Consider the following 18,851-nt stretch of genomic DNA (forward strand, 5'->3'; position numbering starts at 1 on the left):
CGCGGCAATGCCTTACGTCTGCGCGGGAGCCTCGTTGCCCCGCCGCTTGCCCGCAGCCTTTGCCTCGACGGGCAGCGTGCCGGTGTCCCCGAACAGCGCCTGGATCGCGCCGCGCCGGGCGGCGGCCTCCCTCTCGATCTCCTCAAGCACGGCAGCGGCTTGAGCGGCGAAATCCGGCTGTGCCTGCTTGTGTTCGACGTACAGCTCCACCGCCCGCCGCATGGCGTCGGTCAGGCTCAGTCCGTCGAGCTGTGCCACCAGGGCGAACTGGGCGTGCAGTTCGTCGGGCAGCTTCAGGCCGAGCGTCTTGACGCCGGTCTTGCCGTTTCCGGGTTCCATCTTCTGGAACTCCCTCCTCGGTGTTGGTGCGGCTGGCCACCCGCTCTTGATGCAGGTGGCGACAACAGCCGCACGGCACCGGGGAGTACCGGGATGCGAGTTCATCGGCCTTGCCGCTTTCGCCAGGCGGCGAGCCGCTCTCGCGCGAGCGCCGCGTACGCCGGGTTCAGCTCGATGCCGATCCAGTGGCGGCCGTGCTTCTCGGCCGCTATGGCGACGGTGCCGGATCCCGCGAACGGGTCGAGCGCCACACCCGGCTGCGTGTTGGCGGTGCACTGGCATCTCGCTTGGAGCGCCCCGAGTGCCGGGGTTGGTCGCTGGCGGTCGACGGGCTCCCGCGTCCACGGGGTCCCGCATGACGCGCAGACCCTTTCCGGGCAGGTAGCCAGCAGCGGTCGTTCGGCGAGCGCCAGCGGGAAGGTGGCGAAGTGGGCACCCCGGTAGCCAGCGGTTGGTAAGGACCAGGTATCCCCTGGATTCTTACCGAGCGGGTGCCCGGCGCGGCCTTCGGCCTTGAGCTGATTGAGGCCCTGATCGTCGTCGAACCCGCTGTCCGGCGGCAGCGCGTCGTCCGGGAGGTAGCGGTAGGCCGCAGCATTCGGGCGCTTCTTCGCCTTGGTGATGAGCGGCTGGCGGATCGCGTCAAGGTCGAAGTAGTAGCGCGGTGAGCGCACCAGGAGGAACATCACCTCGTAGGTACAGCTCAGCCGGTCGCCCACGCTGGATGGCATGGGGTTGGTCTTGGCCCAGACCACTTGGTTACGGATGAGCCAGCCGTCGTCGAGCAGGGCCAGGGCGAGCCGCTGCGGGCCGAGCAGCAGGCTCTTTTTCGGTGCGCCCTGGCTCTGGTGGATCGAGTACGAGTCCGCGACGTTTAGCCAGAGTGAGCCGCTGGGCTTGAGTACCCGGGCGATCTCGCGGCAGACGCCGACGAGAGTGCGCACCCAGTCGTTGATGTCCGGCTCAAGACCGAGTTGCCCATGGTGGCCGTAGTCGCGGAGGTTCCAGTAGGGCGGGCTGGTGATACAGGTGTCGACGCTCGCATCCGGTAGCTCGGCCAACCGCTGGCGTGCATCCCCGACCACGATCTGCCCGAGCGGAAGCCGGGCCCGTTCCGCCCCGCTCATGCACTGCGGCCTCCCCAGGCCGTAGCGGTCAGCACCGTGACCACGTCTTTTAGGAACGACGCGTGGAACAGATGTTGGATGTCAGCGGGGAGCTGGGTGAGCGCCCTGGAGACGCGCTCGACGCTGCGTGCGCCGCTGGCCAGCCACAGCACCCGGGGGAACACCGCGTGCGCGGCTTGCTCTATGCCGCTTTGCCAGTAGGCGGCGTAGGTGCGGCACTTGCGCAGGAGCGTCGGCACGCTTTCGGTACCGCGATCGACTTCCAGGAAGGCGCTGGACTCGATCTCACCGACACCGAGACGGACAAAGGCGTCGGGCTTCAGGATGGCTGCCTGTCCGCCGGGACCAGGAAACGATCGCCAGGCTGCGGGTTCGGCTTGGAAGTCCAAGATCTCCAGTACACCTGCCCGTTCTGCTTCGAGCAGGCGGACGTACACCTCGCTGCCGTCGAGGACGTGCCCCATGAAGCTGGGGCTCGTTTCCCATACCCGCCGGCGCCGTCCGCCCATGGGCCCGTCGACGGCCAGCACCGCTTGGCCGTGGCCGCTTAGTCCGTAGACGTATCCAGCGCTGCCCGCGCGCACGCCGCCGATGCGGCGGTCGAGCCGGACGACCAACTTGAGTTCGGCCAGGCGCTGCAGCAAGGCCCGTGCCCGACGAGCCCTTGTTCCGGCCGATCCGTCTGCGACGTGCAGTCGTTGTACGTGATCGCCAGTCAGGAGGCGCAGCATGGCCAGGGATTGCAGCACGGCCATGTCGCGGTCGCTGAGCCGATTCCGCAGGAGCTGTGCTCGTGGGCTCTGGGGTCGAGCCGGTAACGGCTCGACAGTCGTTGGCGCGACGGTGACACGTTCGCAGGTCAGCGGCGTGATCGGCTCGACGCGGCAGGCAGGGCGACCGGTAGGGGCAGGAGGAATAGGGGGATCGATGCGTGGGCTCATGTGGTCTCCCTCCGCTTGAAGCCGACCGGGGCGTTGGTGGCGGTGTGGTTGCCTTGCCACCGTTGGGTCAGGGCCTTGTCGAGCTCTTCGCCGTCCACGCCGTAGCGCTTGGCGCTGGCCTGGCGGAGCTTGGCCGGGTCGCTGGTCCAGGGCGGCAGTGGCCGGGTGCGAATCGAGAAGGGTCGCGTTGGCTGTCCGTCGAGGTGTAGCTGTACGCACGCCTGGTACGCCCGCAGGCTGAGCAGGTCGTCGGCGGTCACGCCGCCACCGAGCGCCGCCGCCAGCGGCTTGGCGTCACCGGGCGAGGGGCGGAACACGATCCGGGACCGGGCGTTGGCCAGTACCCCGGCCTGCTGGGTGGAGCTGAGTTGGTCGAGGTGTTGGTGGGCAAGTGTCCAGGCCACCCCGAGGCCGCGGGACTGAGCGAGCGCGTTCCCGAAGTCAACGCCGCCCGGAAGGCGCAGGAAGTCTTGAAACTCGTCGACGACGACCGAGACAGCTTCCCGCTTCTCTGGTGACAGTGCGGCCCGCCGCTGGATGGCGGCCCATGCCTGGCTGAGTACCAACGCCCCGAGCATGTTCGCGGCTGGTGTACCGAGCAGCCCGCGGTTGAGGTTCACCAGGACGACCGTGCCGGGCGTGGTGAATAGTTCGTCCATACCGAACTTCGGCGCGGACTGGCCAAGCATTCGACGCAGGTGCGACCGGCTGAGGATCGGGCGGAGCTTGTTCATGAGCGGGGCGACGTAGCGGCCGCGTTCCGGCTCGGACAAGGCGTCGAAGCCTGCCCACCAGGGCGATAGCACCAGCGGATCATCGACCTTGGTGAGTGCCTGACGGCGGAAGGCCGCGTTGGTGAGCAGTGCGGGTACGTCGCACAAGGTGCCGTCCGGCAGACGGGCGGCCGTGATGAGCCCGTGTAGGAGGACATCCGTACTGCGAGGGCCAAGGTTCCCGCCGTGCAGCTCGGTCAGCAGGTGCACCACCTCGTCGGCACGGCGCTCGGCGTCTTCTCGCGGGCCCGCCAGGACGTTGACGCCGACAGCTCGGCCATGGTCGCTGCTCGCTGGGTCGATGACCACTACCCGGTCGCGCTGGTCTTGTGGAACCCGAGCAAGCACGTCGTTGATCAAGTCGCCGCGCGGCTCAACTACCAGCACCGACCGCCCAGCGGCGATGTCGGCCAGGATCATCGAGGCCAGCAGCGTTGACTTGCCAGATCCGGTCGGGCCCACGACCTGGACATGGTGCAGGGAAGTGCCGACGGGTATAGCCACCATCTGACCGCGCTGGGCGGTGTGCAGACTCTCGCCGAGAACACGCCGGTCGTCGTCTGCTTCATCGTCCTCGTCAACGAGAAGTTGCTGCGGGGCCTCGTTGATGTGGCCGCCGGTGAGGGGCAGGTGTTCGCTCGGCGTCTCCTTGAGCGGCCAGCCGATCACGGCCGCCAGCTCGGCTGCCGAAAGCAGGCAACTCCAGGTCAGTGGGGAACGGCCCGCAGTGGTGACTCGGCGGGCATACCGGGCGCTGGCCCGGCTCCTGCGCAGTCCGGCGTGGGCGGTGTCGGCAAGGGAGAGGGCATCGCCCAAGCTCCGCACGATCGCTGCCGCTCGGGCTGGTGTCGGGCCATCCGCCGCGGTTCTGCCCTGGCAGGCGAACAGCGGTTCCGTAACTTTTTCCCGCCACAGTCTGACAGCAGTGGCGTCCGGTGCGTGAGGCGTGCGAAGCCCGAGGATCTCCCCGACATCGAGCCGGGCAGGCGGGTGCGGCTGGGTGCGGCCGGGCCCAACCACCCACTGCACGACGCCGGTTTCCGAACCAGACAGCCCGCCGAGAACGGCGAGTAGTCCCGAAGCCACCGCTCCGGCGGTCTCCAGCCGCAGCGGCATTGCCACGCCGTGCATCTGCATCTCGGCCGCCGCGGATAGCACCGGGCGCTCCATCTCCTGTTCCTTCCGAACACCCAGCCGGGGCAAGTGCGCAGCCATCTGCTGCGACAAGCTCCGCGCTACCCGGTAGTCCAGCCCCAGGTGCCACGACACCCGCCCGCCAATGCTCCAGACCTCAAGCACCGCCAGCGGCATCGCGCCGGTGACACCCAGGCGCGGCCGGGCAGCCAACGGGCGCAGCACCGCTGTCACGTCGGCCAGCTCCATGTCACGCGGCAAGCTCAGTGAGTACCAGCTCAGGCGACTCATGCCACATCCTCCGCAACGAACTCCGGCTTGCTGGGCTTCTCGCCCGGCGGCTGCTTGCCCTGGCGTAGTCGCGCCAGCTCGATGCAGGCTCTTGCCAGCTTTCTGATTTCTGGGTGGCTCCTCTCCTCGTAGCCGGTCACTGCGACCGGCTTGTTGTTGATCTGACTCACGTCTTCCTCCTTCCGATTAGGAGGCGGACCGGAGTAGCAGCGGCCGTTTGGGCATCTTGAACAAGACCTGCGCATTGCTTTGCGCGGTCGAAGTTTGCTTAAATGTCCAATGACCGGTTACTCCGGCTCACTTGCTGCGGGGCAGTCATCACGTTCTACGAACCGACCCGATACTGCCCCGGCAGCCCAGTTCCCGCCCGCCTTCACTTATGCGGGAATCTTTGCATTTGGTCAAGATAGTTAAGTAATTTCCGCATCACCGACCGGTAGCCCCTGACCACGAGTCAGGTGCCGACATTTGTAGTGGGATCACGGCCGCATCCAAGTCGGGAGCCCTGCGGGGCTTGGTGGCTTGGATGCGGCCGCGATCTACCTACTTTTCCTGCTGCGGCTTACGGCGCTCTTCGCGCCACTCCTGCCTAAGCTCGTGCTTCAGCTCGCGTAGCTCCTCTTCACGCAGCCGCCGCGCGATTTCCTCGCGCTTGCCAATGATCTCGTTCCGGACTTTTCTAGGCATAGAGGCACTGTGTCTCCCTTCCTTGAATGAGATGGTTCACCGCAGAGTCGCCCATGCGACTTGCTTTGTCCGCCGCCTACCGTCGCCGCGAAAACGCCAGCCAGTAGATGAGCGACAGGACGAGAATGACTGCCAGGAAACCGATCAGTGGACGAAGCAGTTCCCAGGTGACCCGCGCTGCCAAGGCCGTGCCCAGCAGAAGGAACACCGCACCAAGCAGCTTTGACCGCCAGGTGGCCACCGGCTCCCGGCTCAACGCCAGTCGCCGTCGATGACGCCTCGGCGCGAGACACTGGCCCGGCCGACAGTGGCGCGACCTGTAGGCCCTCTCCGCGCGTTGGCGGCGCGGCTCATCTCCTCGCGCAGCTGCGCCTGGGCATCGAAGTAGGCCGCACCCATCCGGTTCGCACGCTTCAGCGCCTCGACCTGGCGCTCAAGCGCTCGCTCCCGATCGGTCGGCTCGTCCATGAGCCAGTAGAACAGCAGTGCACCGAACCCCATGAGGCATGCCATGAGCACGACGGCGACAACGAACACCACAAGGGCCTTCACTCGTACCCCATCTCCTGCAGCTCGTTGACGACCAACGCCGTGAAGCTGTCCGCGATGGCCTTGAAGCGATACGCCCGCTCCGGGTACATCTCGGCCGCCTGCAGCTCCTGGTGCGTCAGGGACTCGGCGTAGCGCATGCCGACGTGGGCCACGTAGGCCCCGGCCTCAACCTCGGCCGCGTGCACGACCGCACTACCCGCAACCTGCTCGACAGCCCTACCGACTGCCCGTGTCGTAGCCGACGACGTACGTCGCCTGGCAACAGCCGAGGACACGTCTCGGCGGATGGTGTTGGACATGTGGCTCCTTCGCCTGCGATTCAAATGGGGTCGCCAACGAAGTTAGGGCTCTGAGCAATGGCAACCAAGAAAGAGCGAGGTTCTGGCCGAATACTGTCCAGCCGGACAGCGCCTAAGCAGGGCTTGGACAGGCATTGGACAGTGCTTGGACAGACCGCAAATGACAAGCCCACCCCGGTTAGGGTGGGCGGGTGTCAAGATCAAGCTTGCAGATTCTTCAGCATGCGGGCCGCGTTTGCGACCTATGTCCTGATACGTAGTAGTTCCATATGAGCGGATTCAGCGGGTCGGGTACGCCTTGCTCGAAGGAGAGCTTTAGGTCGTCCCGCTCAAGTGCTTCGGCCACCTTGGAGCTCTCGCGTAGGAAGAAGACAGTCTGAACCCAGAACACGAAGTCGCCCCCGGTCATCTCTACCGCGTTACCCGCCGTCGCCCACCAGTCCAGCATCTCGTCGAAGGCTTCAGTGCGGTAGTCGTTGTCACAGACAAATTGAATAAACTCATCTGCGATTGAACTCAGGTGCTTCACTGCAAGTCCTCTCAATTAGTCGATCTTGCAGTGAGTTATTATGAACGAGTTGCACATAAAGTCAATATCGGGCATAAGTTACTAGGGTAACTACAGGCAATCAGGTAATCTCTGGCTGGATTCGGTAGGAGGTTGGTCGGGGTGAGTTTTGTGGAAGCGCGGCGAGAGCAGATCGAGAACTTGATAAGCCTGATCGGAAAAGACCTATCGCCTGCACTGGTTGACCGACTATGTCCAGCGCTCATTGATGTTGTGCGGCAGAAGCTCGGTCATGCCGCAGCCCTGCCGGACACAGTCCCGCCTGAGATTCTTCATTATGTGCTGGAGGACGTAGGTCGTACCGCCAGAGAGAAAGTCTTTCAAGCGCTCACGGCTGGGTTATCCGCCCCTGAGAAGCTGATGCGATTGGCCGCATTTATTGAGTTGCTCAGCCCGAGCGACGATGAGGTAGTCGAGCACTTGGCGAAGTCTCGCTCATGTGAGTACCGTGCTAAAGAGGTATTCGCCGCCAGCGGACGAGCTGGGCAGCGACAACTCCGGGCAAGTTTATGGATGCCGAAGGTTTCCGATATCCGGACTGTTCGACGGCAGTCGCAAGAACTCGACGAGGACAAGCCGGAGCCCTCTCTCGTTGCGGCGATGCTTGGTGCGCTCCACGAATATTTCGGGTCCGATGAAAACATTGCGGCTTTGCGAGAACGGTTTTGCAATTCAGCTACTCAGAAACACCTAACATCCGTGGCCTCGCTCTATGGTGCGCGACCGAACGAAGTGTCTGGCGACGACGATAGGTTGCCAATTAGCAGAGTCGCGGACGGAAATATGCGCACCAAAGACTCAATGCTGCAGTTCATGCTCGTACTGACTCGGCCATTTTCGGCGCTGAAAAGCCTATTCGATCACAAGTACGCCTTTTCGGCGGTCATTTTAACGGCGGGATGGCTATTTTCAGGATTCTCTTACCTATCGATCATATCGACCCCCTCAAGAACGGCAGAAGACCAAGACTGGAGCACGTTGACTACAGTCGCCGTGCCAATGTTGATACTTTTCGTTGGCTTCACCGTGTTGCTGGTCATGAGAGATCGAAAGAAAGCCATTCTTTGCGTGGGATGGTCCACGCTAGCAGTAACGATTGCCGTGTTTGCCGTCAATTGGTACGAGGTTAAAGGGTACAGGGGGCAGATGTGGATTTTCGATCTTCCTGCAGGAAGTCAATACAAGCCCGGATACAGTTCTAACGATGGCCAGTATCGGAATAATGTAATCGCGCGATCCGAGGGGTATTGGCCGCTTATTGCAAAAGGATTTGAAAAGGCTCGTTGCGGCTCCAGCATTTCCGCCGATAATGCCGTTATCGAAGCATGCCAGACGACCGACGATCGGCTGAACCTGGCCTTGGCGTCCCCGCACAGTGTCGCCGTTACCTCTTATGGAGACTTCCAGGTTGGCTATGGAGAATTCTATCTTGAGACGATTTTCCGAGCCCAGGACGATCCTTCGGTTGCTGCCTGCGGCTTGCGAGTATCGACAGATCACAAAGAGGACATATTTCATGTCAGAAAAGAGTACAGGAAGGAAAACCCGTTCCAGATTGATCCGAAAGATTTTGGGCCCGAGTTGCTGAAATATGGGCCGGAATTGCTCAGTGTGTCAAAGGGGGACGGACGTGTTTTGATAAGCCGAGCGCCAAGTGTAGATATCCGTGTCGAGTTTCTTCCGGACGTGAACTACTCGCCGTTAATCCCTTGGTTTTGGCCGTATGTCGGTGCAACCAAACTGGCGGTGTATGGGTCGGATGCCGAAGTGAGATACTTCGTAAATGACCGCGAAGTAGCGCGATCGCAACGGACAAGGGGTCCTGTGGCGCTGGGCCTCGTAACTATGGTGGGCGGACCAGATCGTGGTGGATCGGCGGAGTGTATCTACGAGTCCTTCAAAGTTCGGGCCCTTGAAGGCTAGACTCAACTTCTAACCGTGCTGGTTCCGTTTCGTGCTCTTGTCATCTGGCGTCGCAGCCCCTCCCGCTGCACGAAAATCTCCCGCCGATCCTTTGCCTGGCCCTTGCTGTCGAGCACGTATCCCGTCAGCCACACCCACCCCCAGTACGTCGGCTTCGGGCAAACCTTGATGACTCGGAACCGGAACCCTCGGTCGCCCGCGAACTGGATGCTGGCGGCCTTGCCGATCTCCAGCACGTCACCTGGCTTGGGCATCGGCAGTTCGGGCGGGGAAGGCGGCTGCCCGTCGCTCCTGCCGGGTCTACCGTTCGCGTTCATCGTGCTGACGGGTTGCCGTGCCTGTCGTGCTGCTGACTGTGTCCCGCTTCTTGTGGACGTCGGGCGGTGCTGTCCGCAGGGTCGACGCGCCGCACTCCGGGCACCACCGCTCCTTGATCTTGAAGCTGAAGAGCCCAGCCAAGAATCCCAACAAAATGGCGCTAACCAGCGCACCGAGCGTCATTGCGGTTCACCCTTCGCCTGTTTGAGGGTGGCTGCCGGACGGACACCGTTGCCGCGGGCCGTCCGGCAGCCCAAGGGAACCTCGTCACCGATCGGACAGACGTTGATACGTCATGGCCAAGCAATGGTCGGCCGTTCGTCCCGTCGTCGTGGACTTCCGGCCTGGGTGCCGTCCCCGGAGTCCACTGCAACGACCGCCTTTCGCACCTGGCGTCCGTCTTACCGAAGTTCCGCAATGACGGTATGAGCAGGCCGCCGACGTCGTCCACGATGTTGCGAAGTGTTGCGACGCTACTGGCTAAGTTGATCGATCGTGCAGCCGACGATGGGTTGGCGGGCCCGGTGCGTGATGTTCCATCGTTCGGTCAGCGAGTCGTGGTTCGGATGCGGTGGTCAGGTAGTAGGTTCGCCGAGGTCCGTTCGCTGGCGGCGACCAGTTCGGGTACGCGGCCGTATAGAACGAGGAGCGGCAGGCCGCCGCCGAGTAGTTGCGGACACACCTATCGTTTGAACTAAGCAGACTTCAGGCTGGGAAGAGGGGCAGACAAAGTGGATCGGCATGAGAAGAAGCAGCTCCGCGACCGCATCGGTGAACACCTGGATGTTTCCGGTACCCGCCTGAAGGACGACGAGGCGAGTTTCCTGGGCAACTTCGTCGACGAGTACGACGAGACGTACAGGGGTCGTACGGAGACCCGCACCACGAGCCGTGATAGCTGGAGTTCCGACGGGAAGTACACGCGGCGGGAGACGTTCACCGACACGTTCACCGACGACATCGGTATCCGCCAAGACTATGAGTACCAGGACGATGACGGTCAGAGCGGAGCGTCGTCGAACGAGATCAGGGATGCCCGAGGGATCTTGAACTGGTTCAAAGACCGCTCATGACCGAGCGGCACAGGAACACTAGCTCAGCTGCTCGATCGTGCGGCGGATGATCGCCCGTGCCTCGGGGCCGTACACAGCTGACACCTGGAGGCGGTCGAACATCCGGGCGTACAACTCGATCTCCTGGGGACGGGTGACCTCAATGCTCGCTGTGGGCGTCTCCAGGGCGACGAGCAGGTTGTCGAAGATCCAGAAGCCGGTAGAAGCGACCGCCGGGCGTTCGGTCATCAGGGGGACGATGCCCACCGAGACGTTCGGGAGGGACATCACCGCGAGCAGGCGGTCCAGCTGCCCGGCCTGGGTGGTGGCGTCCCCGAACCAGGTACACAGAGCCTGCTCTTCTAGCACCACTACGAACCGCTTGCCCCGCTGGTAGAGCACCCGCTGACGTTCCATCCGCACCGCCACGGCCTCGTCCAGGTCGTTGGGTGTCTCCAGGAAATCGATCCAGAACGACAGCATCGCCGCTGTGTAGTCGGCGGTCTGGAAGAGCCCAGGGATGGCGTTGTGTTCGTAGATCCGGAACACCGACGTCTGCTCGTACAGGGCGAGGGTATGCGCGCCGAGTACTCGCTTCATGCCCGTACGGCTCTGACGCCGGAACTCCAGGTACGCCGACTCCACTGCCCGCAGCGTGGCGGTCAGGTCCGGGATCTGGTCCTCTGCGTTGCAGGCCCGGCACCAGGCGCGGATGTCGTTGTCGGTCGGCGGCTGGACGCCATGCTCGATTTTGCTGACCCGCGTAAAGTGCTGGCCGGTCAAGGCCGCCAGCGCCCGCCCCGTGAGCCCTGCTTCCTTGCGCAGCTCACGGAGGCGGACGCCGAGAGCCTCCTGGCCCTGGCGGGCAGCGCTAGACGGGTTGGTAGTCACGGTGCGGGATGGCCAACTTCCACACGTCCTCGAACGCCGACCGGCACAGCCGCAGATCGTGGGGATCGGTGGACGCCACCCGGTCCACCGCCAGGCCGTTGCCCGCGTAGATGAGGAAGACCGCCAGCCGGTCGTCGAACAAGTAGTAGTCGTTCCCCGGCAGTGCAAGAGACGACACCAGCCGACGCGGCACCCAGCGGATGTCCTCGCCAGCGTCCACCATTGGCTCGGCGATGCTGTACGACCAGCGCTGATAGTCGCTGAGTGGTTCAGACACGATGCGGGCGCGGCGTACCGACCGACCTGCCTTGACATGCTCGCGCAGGTTTTCGCACCAGTCCTGCAGCCACGCCAGGTCATCCGGCTCGCCGGCGGCCCACTTCGCCATGTAGGGCAGTTCGACCGCGGTGCCGTAGGCGTCGCGGGTCTCCAGGTGGACGGCGTCGCGCTCGAAGGTCACGAGCAGCCGCTCGAACTCGCCCTCACTGATCGAGGCCACGGTCCTCCTGCCTGAAGAACTGGAGCATCCGGTCCGGGATCTCCACGCAGGACTCACCCTCCGGGATGCTCATCTGTGCCAACACCGCCGGGTCCGACACCACCCAACCCTGCACCACCCAGCTGTCCCGGTCGGTGCGGTACACCGTGGGCGAGCCGGTCGGGTTCGACTCCGGATCCTTGCCGATCAACGTTAGGCGCATGTTCCACTCCCTGTCCTGCTGGTTGCGGGATGTTGCGACGGGGCCATCCTGAGGGCGGGGAGGAGGGACGTCAAGGAGTGCCGAAGAGATTACGGATGGTGAAGGACCTGCGGGCTGTAGCATCTACTTCGGTTGAATCCACGGAATGCTAAACCGGCAATCGCGGTATCCGCATTGTGGCCCATCGAAATAGATGACCTCTAGCATGATGCGCCTAAAAGGGAAGGCTGAGGCAGCCAGGCCGAACTACTTAGAGGTATTTGGGGCACGGCAGTATGCGCCGCGCAGAGCTTGCATAGCTTTGGTGTGTCTAGCTGAGCAGGGCATAAGCGCTGACATAGACATCCCCGGTCCTGGCGGCGTGCTGACGTTTGCGCTGGATTAGGTCAGGAAGACTGATTCTCTCCTCAATCACCGCACTAAGGTCCTCGCCGCTCATCAGGATCATAACGGGTCGACCTCTAGAGTGAAGCTCAACGGCGCTATCTTGAAAGCCGTTCATCGAAAGGAACAGGCCAAGCGTGTTGTCGAGTTTTCTGCTTACCTTCATAGCGAATGCGTCCAGATCCGAAGGCGGCGTCTTTGCATCCCGCCACTTCGCCTCGAGGATGAACTCGCCTTCAAAGGTGAACGCGCCATCGATCTGCTCGCCAAAGATGCGAAACGGGGCCTTGGCGTCGATGTCGAAGAGTGCGAATAGGCTGTTGAGAAACCCCTCCAGAGCGTAGCCGCGCTTCTGAGCGGGCAGTGTAACTATCTCGTAGAACTGCGTTCGCAACTCCTGGAGCTTGTCACTGATAGCGCGCTGCATCTCGGCCTGTACTCGTTCGGCCTCACGACGACGAGCCGCTTCTTCTTTCTCGTTGCGAAGGCGCTGGTATGGCGCGGCCAGACGGCGTAGACTTTCAACGGCCGCAACAGCGTCGGCGTACTTTCTGGCTCCGTCCTCAAGTCGCTTGAGATGGCTCGGGTCCGTCATGTCAGCCGTTGCCAGGATCAGACTCAAGAGGTCATCGAAGTAGCGGTGTTGGTCGGCCGCCATGGCGTCTACTAGCTGCGCAACGATTGCCCGCTTGTAGTCAGTCCAGTCAAGGTGGGCGACCAAGCCAGCCCTGCCGAAACAGGAAGTCAGGAAGCTACGCAAGTCCTTCTTGTACCAGAAGACGAGCACCAACGCTTCCTTGAGCGGGTGCAATACTGCAGGGTTGATGCGTTGCGCTGTCATGCAAATCAGTGTACTAAACAGTTACGGCGATGTCACTCTGGGCAACCTTGCCTTAATTTGGCAACGGGAAGGGTCAGGCATCCTTGCGATGAGGCCAGCTCATTCACTTCCCAGAGATGTTTGACAAATGTTGCTGTGTTCCCACAATATAGATGCTATGAGTTCCACTTGCCCGAGGCCATCTGCACGACGCTTGTACTCTGCTTGGATTGAATCGGAGACCGGAGCATGAGTCCGCGACCTGGCGGCGAGACTGACAAGTTCGGCAACCGATACGAAGGCGCTTGGACGGTACGGCATGTCCTGCGGGTTTTATCGGGGGCTGGAACGTCTATCACAGTCGAAGATATCGACGAGTTCGCGGAAGGCGCGGAGTTTACTTTTAGCGATGGCAGGTCGATACAAGTCCACCAGGTGAAGCGTCAGAACCGTAACGCGAACAGCTGGACTCCCAAGTCATTGCAGGAAAAGGGTATCTGGGAAAACGCGCGCAAGCATGTCAGCGCTGGTCGCAGGTTCCACTTCGTCTCCATAATTCCTGCGCGCCCAATTCAAGAGCTGGCTGATAGGGCTCGGCGCTCGTCCGACCTAGATTCGTTTACCAAGAATTTTCTAAGTGACGAGCTGAAAGAATCTTTCGATCAGCTTGCCTCTACTGATATCTTCGGATCGCCCGAGGCGGCATGGACTATTCTTCGGGGATTTTGGATCGAGTGGCATGACGAGCGAAGCCTCAATGACATAAACGCTGTAATTGCAGACATGCTTCTGGAGGGTGCGGCAGGCCGATTGGCTGCAGTTGGTTTAGGGGACTTTGTTCAGCAGAATCTAGGAGTCCGACTAGATGCTGCGGCTATTGAGGCAGGCTTGTCTGAGTACGGACTACGGCGCGCTCAACAAGTGCGAACGGCGACGATCGCCGAACATGCCGCTGCCATCACGGCGGGTTGGATCGCCGGAATTGAACGCGAACTCATCAAGCCGATCATTCCCCGGAGTGAGGCGGCTAGGCTTGTTGAGCTATTGGAGGGCGAGGACCAACTACTACTCCTTACAGGAGACGCAGGTTACGGCAAGAGTGCCGTCCTTCACGAGTTGGCCGGTGAGCTGATCACCAAGGATGTGGCAGTTCTTGGCTTCCGCCTCGATCGCCTTGAGGCTTTCTCATCAACGGCCGAACTCGGTGAGAAGCTTGGGCTGACAGTCTCGCCGGTGACCGCGCTCTCGGTCGTAGCGGGCCAACGCCCGTCCGTACTCGTAATAGATCAGCTTGACGCCGTCAGTCTCGCCTCAGGGCGGATGCCGCGCAGCTTTGACGCCATTGCAAACACGATTAGAGAGGCTGCCGCTTTCCCGAAGATGCGGATCGTGCTTGCGTGTAGAAGGTTTGACGTTGAGAATGACCACCGTATTCGGGAATTGGTTACTGGCGAGCGGTCAGTACGAGTAGAGCTAGAAATGCTCTCCGAGCCGCAAGTTGCAGACGCCGTTCACGCGATGGGGATTGATCCAGCTTCTCTCGGCCAACGACAAGTAGATCTACTCCGATCACCGCTGCACCTCGTGCTATTGCAGAGTATTGCCGATCAATCCGGAGTTCTGTCCTTTCAGACTCCGAACGGTCTTTTTGATGCTTTCTGGGATCGCAAAGTGATTGCCTGTTTGCATCGTCGTGAAGGCACGCGCTTCGCGCAGGTCGCTAGAACCGTTGCGAGCGCGATGAGTTCGCGGCAGCGGCTTTGGATAGATGTCTCGACCCTTGACCATGACGATCTAACTGTCGATGCCGGTGTGCTGGTGTCGGAACATGTTTTGGTTAGGGACGGCCAGCGGATCGCCTTCTTCCATGAGGCGTTTTTCGGGTATGTCTTTACTCGGGCGTGGATTAGTCAACGGCAAAGCATCGTCGAGTTCCTCCTCGCTGGGGAACAGGAGCTATTCCGGCGATCTCAAGTTCGTCAGATTCTTAGTCATCTCAGGGCATCAGATCTGGGGAGATTCGTAGAAGAGGTTGAGGGCCTGCTCATGCATGAGCAGGTTAGATTCCACATCAAAGAAGTGGTGCTCGGCATCGTTCACTCGCTTTCGGAACCGTCTAGTGCTGACTGGGACATGATGAACCGAGTCCTTGACGCCAACCCGCCATTCGAAAGTCGAGTGTGGTTGTCCCTGCGCACCTTGCCTTGGTTCGATCGCCTTGACGCCGAGGGGATGTTCGAGGAATGGCTCGCTAGTGGCGATGAGCGAGTCCAGGACAACGCGCTGCATGTGGCGCTCGGTGGGATAAAGGAAAGGCCAGAGCGAATGGCGGAACTTCTCGCGCCACACGCGGGACGTCAAAGGTACGCCAACTGGCTGCTCTGGACCGTACGTTTTGCAAACGTTCACGAAAGCCGCCCACTCTTCGATCTCCTCCTCGATGCCATCCGTACTGGCAAGCTACAAGATTATGGCCACGACCTGTGGATGTTTACCTACGACCTGGCGGAGCATCAGCCTGCATGGGCGGCGGAACTGCTTGTCGCGCACCTAGCTTTGCGGCCGAATGCTTTGGCTGTAGATGAGTCCGGAAGGGTAGCGCTCCTCCTTGACGGCGACGACGCGCTGATCAGACTAACGACAGGGGCTGCAAAGGGTGCTCCGCGGGTCTTCTGTGAGTTAATCACACCCTACTTATTGTCCGTAATGCGCCTGACGGAACGACCGTGGGCGGAGCATCTCCTTGCAGATGCACACTTCGGCTATCGAGTTCCTCACGACAGCTTCCATGAGCTTGAGGACGCGGTGCTTTTTGGTGCGGCCAGCGCTCTTCGAAGCTTCGCCGGGAATGACCCAGCGGCTGCCCGGCCCTTGCTGGAGAAGTTGGCAGCAGACCAGCATGAGGCGGCGCAATGGCTATTGTATGAAGGTCTGAGAGGTGCGGCGGCTTCACACTATGCGGATTGGGCGGGTAGTCTTCTTCTGGAGGGCTCTACCCGTTTCCTAAGCGGTTACATGTCCAATGGTGTCTGGACAACCCGTCAACTCATAGAGGCTATTACTCCTCACTTGTCCCCCGAACTGTTTAGCCGTTTGGAGAGCGAGGTGGTCGCTCTCCGGTTCTCGTGGGAGAGGAGGAACCCCGGTTGGTACGTCTTTTGTCTCCTGTCTGCTATGGGTGAGTCCAGGCTGTCCCTTCTGGGTCGGAGACGGCTAGGCGAACTCAGGCGTCTCACGGGAATGGATTCTCCGGAGGAGCCCGAGCCAATCGTCGTTCGTCAGGTCGAGTCGCCTATTGCACCGGATGCGGCCCAGTACATGTCTGACGAAGACTGGTTGCGCGCCATGGCGAGACACAACTCGGATCGGGAGAGCTTTACGACCTTTCGAGGCGGTTCCCGCGAACTATCGCATGTTCTGCAGGGCGAGGTGGCGGAGGATCCTGTGCGATTCGCAAGACTTGCCTTGCGGCTCGATGACTCGATTAATCCCGACTATACCGAGGCGATCCTGATGGGCCTGGGTGAAGGTGACCCACTCCCAGATCCCAATCCCCTTTTCGTAGCTATACGTCACATTGCTTCACTTCACCTTGGGCAGAACGACCGATGGCTCGGCTGGCCGCTTCGAAAGAACTACCTTAAGAGCGATGTTCCCGCTGACATCATTACGATGCTCATCGAACGGATCATGAGCTCAGAGGACCCTGTCGCAGACAGATGGCCAAACCATGAGTTGGGTGAACGGGAATCGCTCGACGGTGTAATCATGTCGGAGGGTATGAACACGGCGAGAGGTAGCCTCGCCCTCACGTTGGGGTATCTTCTTGTTTACGATTCAGACGGGCGTCGCACGGCGCTGGTAGTGCCAGTCTTAGACCGGTTGGCACAGGATCCATCTGTAGCAGTTCGAGCATGCGTTGCCCAGATTGTTGCGGGTTGCTTGATGCATGCGCGATCTCAGGCAGTCGATGCATTCAAGCTGTTAGTGCAGGGCGACGATAGGTTGCTTGTTGTTGAGACGGTAACTCGACTTATTAGGTACATCGGCAACGCCGACCCTGCGATCGTAATGCCACTTGTGCCACGCATGCTAGCTGCAGAGGCTGCGGAAGTACGGCAAGGCGGCGGCGCCCTGGCGGCTATCGCTGCTGTGCAGTGGGGGCAGGAAGGTCTTCTTCAGGCTGTTGTTGCGGGCCAAGATGCCGCAGCTCGGACAGGCGCGGCCATGGTATGCGCTCATTTGCTTCCCGCCGCTACGAATTCGGCCGTGGCAGAGGACACCCTCATCCACCTGATGAACGATAGTGACAAGGGTGTTCGTGAGGCGGCAGCGGAGGTTGCTGGCGTTCTTCGCAATGAACGGCTGCGTCGATTTTCTCGCGTCCTGACCGCCTTGATCTCCTCAGAGGCATACTCCGAGGCCGTGCCGCAACTGTTAATAACGCTCGAACGTGCGCCCGATCGCGTTGATGCCCTTGTAATTTTGTGTGCTCGTCGGTTCACCGAAGTCCATGGTGCGGATATTGGCGACATTTCGACGGGTGCGGCTGGAGACGCGAGGGAGGTGGGGCAGCTTGTATTCAGAGCATACGCTCAGGCAACTTCACATGGTCAGCGACGCGAAGCCCTCGACCTGATCGATCAGTTGCTAGCCCTCAACGCCTATGGAATGGTCGAGTTGGTTGATGCCGCAGAACGTTAGGTGTGCTTTGTTACTGTCTTCCTTTGGCGAGTAGCGGTCCTGAGCAGCCTCCGCGCCTCACAGTCCGGGTTCGCAAGACCCTGAATTAGGTGCGTCTCGTTGGCCGTGTGCAGACCAAGCTGTCTGGGCTGATGGCTGTCACCTGTCCAAGATCCGACAAGATCGGAGGCTGCCGCGTCGAGTGCCGGTCTGATTACGTACGGCCATGGCTCAGAGGCCGCGTAAGCAGAAGGTCAAGTGCAGGGGGCCGCGTGACGAGGACGGGCGCGCCTGTCAGCGCCCGGTCAGCCACGTTGGTCAGAGGTGTCCGCAGCATCGCGGTCGGCCGGAGGTTCCTCTTCGTGGGCGCTTGTCCGAGTACGCCAAGCACACTCCCAAGAAGGCCAAGTCGAAGCCACCGCCGCGGACTCAACGGACAGCAAGCTCGCCCCGTCCATCCCGAGCATCGACACGACCACGCCCGAGGCTCTCACCCGCAGTACGGGACGCCCTGGTTGCCGAGGCCATCCAGTACGTCGAGGCGACGGTGGCCGTTGGTGCAGTCGACGCAGCCGTGGCCCAGGCGGCCAGCTACGCAGGGGACAGGGTGTGGGATCGGCTGACGCACGACTGGTCGGGGCGGAACTGCAAGGGGCTCGCTCGCCTTGCCCGTGCCGCGCTGGATGGCAAGGACTGGCTCCATGACCGGGTCGGCGACCTGGTGAGCTACCTGCTGGAGGTGCTCAGTACGCCGCGTGTGGTCAGAGTCTTCGGCAGGGAGATCGCCAAACGCATCCCGCTGCCCTGGGACCAGCAACTCGTGGCCGTGTCGAGAGGTATGCAGATTGCGGGCATCGCGGTGTGCATGCTCAACGGTCGTGATCTGGCGAAGTGTGAGTGCTTCGTTGACGTCGTGATCAACGAGGGCAAGGAGCGCGTCCGTCAGTTGATGGACTGGGCAGCCAAGGACTGGCGGAACCTGGAGCAGCTCGTCCCTGCCATGTGAGACGGGGTCAGGGTCCCGGAACGGTCAAGAGACTCTGCGTCGTCATGCCCATCGTCTGGCCATCGCAAGCAGGCGTCTGGCCTCCCAACAGGGGTGTACAAGGGTCTCCATGAGTTCCACCAGAGGATCACGAAGGCCCCCGGCTCAACTGAGCCGGGGGCCTTCGCATGATGTTGTTTCGTGGTGACGCGCTTCGTGGTGGCGCGCGGGTGGGTCAGTTGTTCCAGTGCTGGGCGACGAGGTCGGCGGCCTGCTGTTCCCACTGGGCGTAGTGGTCGGGGTACGCCGACACCTGGACGGTCTGGGCGGCCTTGGTCAGGGGCATGTCGTGCCAGCCGTCGACCTGCTTGAGGCCCTTGAGG

The 18,851-nt window shown here is 61.6% G+C and carries 18 protein-coding genes; 4 read left to right on the forward strand and 14 right to left on the reverse strand.

Annotation, left to right across the window (positions count from 1 at the left end):
- Positions 1–12: 12 nt before the first annotated feature.
- From B5D80_RS27850 to B5D80_RS27880, 9 genes are all read right to left on the reverse strand, one after another.
- On the reverse strand, positions 13–339 hold the full coding sequence (locus B5D80_RS27850; protein ID WP_211291675.1) for a hypothetical protein: 327 nt from the start codon (positions 337–339) through the stop codon (positions 13–15).
- Between the two features lie 101 nt (positions 340–440).
- Positions 441–1,466, reverse strand: a complete 1,026-nt coding sequence (locus B5D80_RS27855; RefSeq protein ID WP_088646916.1) for a DNA-methyltransferase — start codon at positions 1,464–1,466, stop codon at positions 441–443.
- Positions 1,463–2,407: a replication-relaxation family protein gene (locus B5D80_RS27860; RefSeq protein ID WP_088646917.1), complete on the reverse strand. Its 945-nt coding sequence runs from the start codon at positions 2,405–2,407 to the stop codon at positions 1,463–1,465. The genes B5D80_RS27855 and B5D80_RS27860 overlap by 4 nt, the downstream gene beginning before the upstream one ends.
- Positions 2,404–4,605 (reverse strand): type IV secretory system conjugative DNA transfer family protein, encoded by a 2,202-nt coding sequence (locus B5D80_RS27865; RefSeq protein WP_088646918.1) that lies wholly within the window; start codon positions 4,603–4,605, stop codon positions 2,404–2,406. The genes B5D80_RS27860 and B5D80_RS27865 overlap by 4 nt, the downstream gene beginning before the upstream one ends.
- Positions 4,602–4,775 (reverse strand): hypothetical protein, encoded by a 174-nt coding sequence (locus tag B5D80_RS33515; RefSeq protein ID WP_158224253.1) that lies wholly within the window; start codon positions 4,773–4,775, stop codon positions 4,602–4,604. Before B5D80_RS33515 ends, B5D80_RS27865 begins: the two co-directional genes overlap by 4 nt.
- Before the next feature lie 373 nt (positions 4,776–5,148).
- Positions 5,149–5,292 (reverse strand): hypothetical protein, encoded by a 144-nt coding sequence (locus tag B5D80_RS33520; RefSeq protein ID WP_158224254.1) that lies wholly within the window; start codon positions 5,290–5,292, stop codon positions 5,149–5,151.
- A 252-nt stretch (positions 5,293–5,544) separates the two neighbouring features.
- Positions 5,545–5,844: a hypothetical protein gene (locus B5D80_RS27870; RefSeq protein WP_088646919.1), complete on the reverse strand. Its 300-nt coding sequence runs from the start codon at positions 5,842–5,844 to the stop codon at positions 5,545–5,547.
- Positions 5,841–6,143, reverse strand: a complete 303-nt coding sequence (locus B5D80_RS33110; protein ID WP_144081782.1) for a hypothetical protein — start codon at positions 6,141–6,143, stop codon at positions 5,841–5,843. Before B5D80_RS33110 ends, B5D80_RS27870 begins: the two co-directional genes overlap by 4 nt.
- Before the next feature lie 217 nt (positions 6,144–6,360).
- A complete protein-coding gene (locus B5D80_RS27880; RefSeq protein WP_088646921.1) occupies positions 6,361–6,672 on the reverse strand; it encodes a hypothetical protein in 312 nt (103 codons plus the stop codon).
- A 141-nt stretch (positions 6,673–6,813) separates the two neighbouring features.
- Here B5D80_RS27880 and B5D80_RS33115 point away from each other — a divergent pair, with 141 nt between their 5' ends.
- Complete coding sequence (locus B5D80_RS33115; RefSeq protein WP_144081783.1) at positions 6,814–8,634, forward strand: hypothetical protein; 1,821 nt, start codon at positions 6,814–6,816, stop codon at positions 8,632–8,634.
- Positions 8,635–8,636: 2 nt separating this feature from the next.
- Here the strand turns inward: B5D80_RS33115 and B5D80_RS27885 are convergent, their stop codons facing one another.
- On the reverse strand, positions 8,637–8,870 hold the full coding sequence (locus tag B5D80_RS27885) for a hypothetical protein (protein ID WP_245855029.1): 234 nt from the start codon (positions 8,868–8,870) through the stop codon (positions 8,637–8,639).
- Positions 8,871–9,683: 813 nt separating this feature from the next.
- Here B5D80_RS27885 and B5D80_RS27890 point away from each other — a divergent pair.
- Positions 9,684–10,025, forward strand: a complete 342-nt coding sequence (locus B5D80_RS27890; protein ID WP_088646923.1) for a hypothetical protein — start codon at positions 9,684–9,686, stop codon at positions 10,023–10,025.
- Positions 10,026–10,043: 18 nt separating this feature from the next.
- On the opposite strand, the gene B5D80_RS27895 is transcribed toward B5D80_RS27890, so the two are convergent.
- From B5D80_RS27895 to B5D80_RS27910, 4 genes are all read right to left on the reverse strand, one after another.
- On the reverse strand, positions 10,044–10,895 hold the full coding sequence (locus tag B5D80_RS27895) for a helix-turn-helix domain-containing protein (RefSeq protein WP_088646924.1): 852 nt from the start codon (positions 10,893–10,895) through the stop codon (positions 10,044–10,046).
- Entirely contained in the window at positions 10,876–11,394 is a 519-nt protein-coding gene (locus B5D80_RS27900; protein WP_088646925.1) for a DUF6879 family protein, read from the reverse strand. The genes B5D80_RS27895 and B5D80_RS27900 overlap by 20 nt, the downstream gene beginning before the upstream one ends.
- Positions 11,378–11,596: a hypothetical protein gene (locus B5D80_RS27905; RefSeq protein WP_144081784.1), complete on the reverse strand. Its 219-nt coding sequence runs from the start codon at positions 11,594–11,596 to the stop codon at positions 11,378–11,380. Before B5D80_RS27905 ends, B5D80_RS27900 begins: the two co-directional genes overlap by 17 nt.
- Before the next feature lie 310 nt (positions 11,597–11,906).
- Positions 11,907–12,821: a hypothetical protein gene (locus tag B5D80_RS27910; protein WP_088646927.1), complete on the reverse strand. Its 915-nt coding sequence runs from the start codon at positions 12,819–12,821 to the stop codon at positions 11,907–11,909.
- Positions 12,822–13,235: 414 nt separating this feature from the next.
- Here B5D80_RS27910 and B5D80_RS27915 point away from each other — a divergent pair, with 414 nt between their 5' ends.
- Positions 13,236–17,504 carry an NACHT domain-containing protein gene (locus B5D80_RS27915; RefSeq protein ID WP_245855030.1) on the forward strand — a complete coding sequence of 1,423 codons (4,269 nt, stop codon included), beginning with the start codon at positions 13,236–13,238 and terminating at the stop codon, positions 17,502–17,504.
- A gap of 586 nt (positions 17,505–18,090) precedes the next feature.
- Positions 18,091–18,489 (forward strand): hypothetical protein, encoded by a 399-nt coding sequence (locus B5D80_RS27920; RefSeq protein ID WP_144081785.1) that lies wholly within the window; start codon positions 18,091–18,093, stop codon positions 18,487–18,489.
- The last annotated feature ends 362 nt before the right edge of the window (positions 18,490–18,851 follow it).

Origin of the sequence: Micromonospora wenchangensis (assembly GCF_002210435.1) — a bacterium.
Lineage (GTDB): Bacteria > Actinomycetota > Actinomycetes > Mycobacteriales > Micromonosporaceae > Micromonospora > Micromonospora wenchangensis.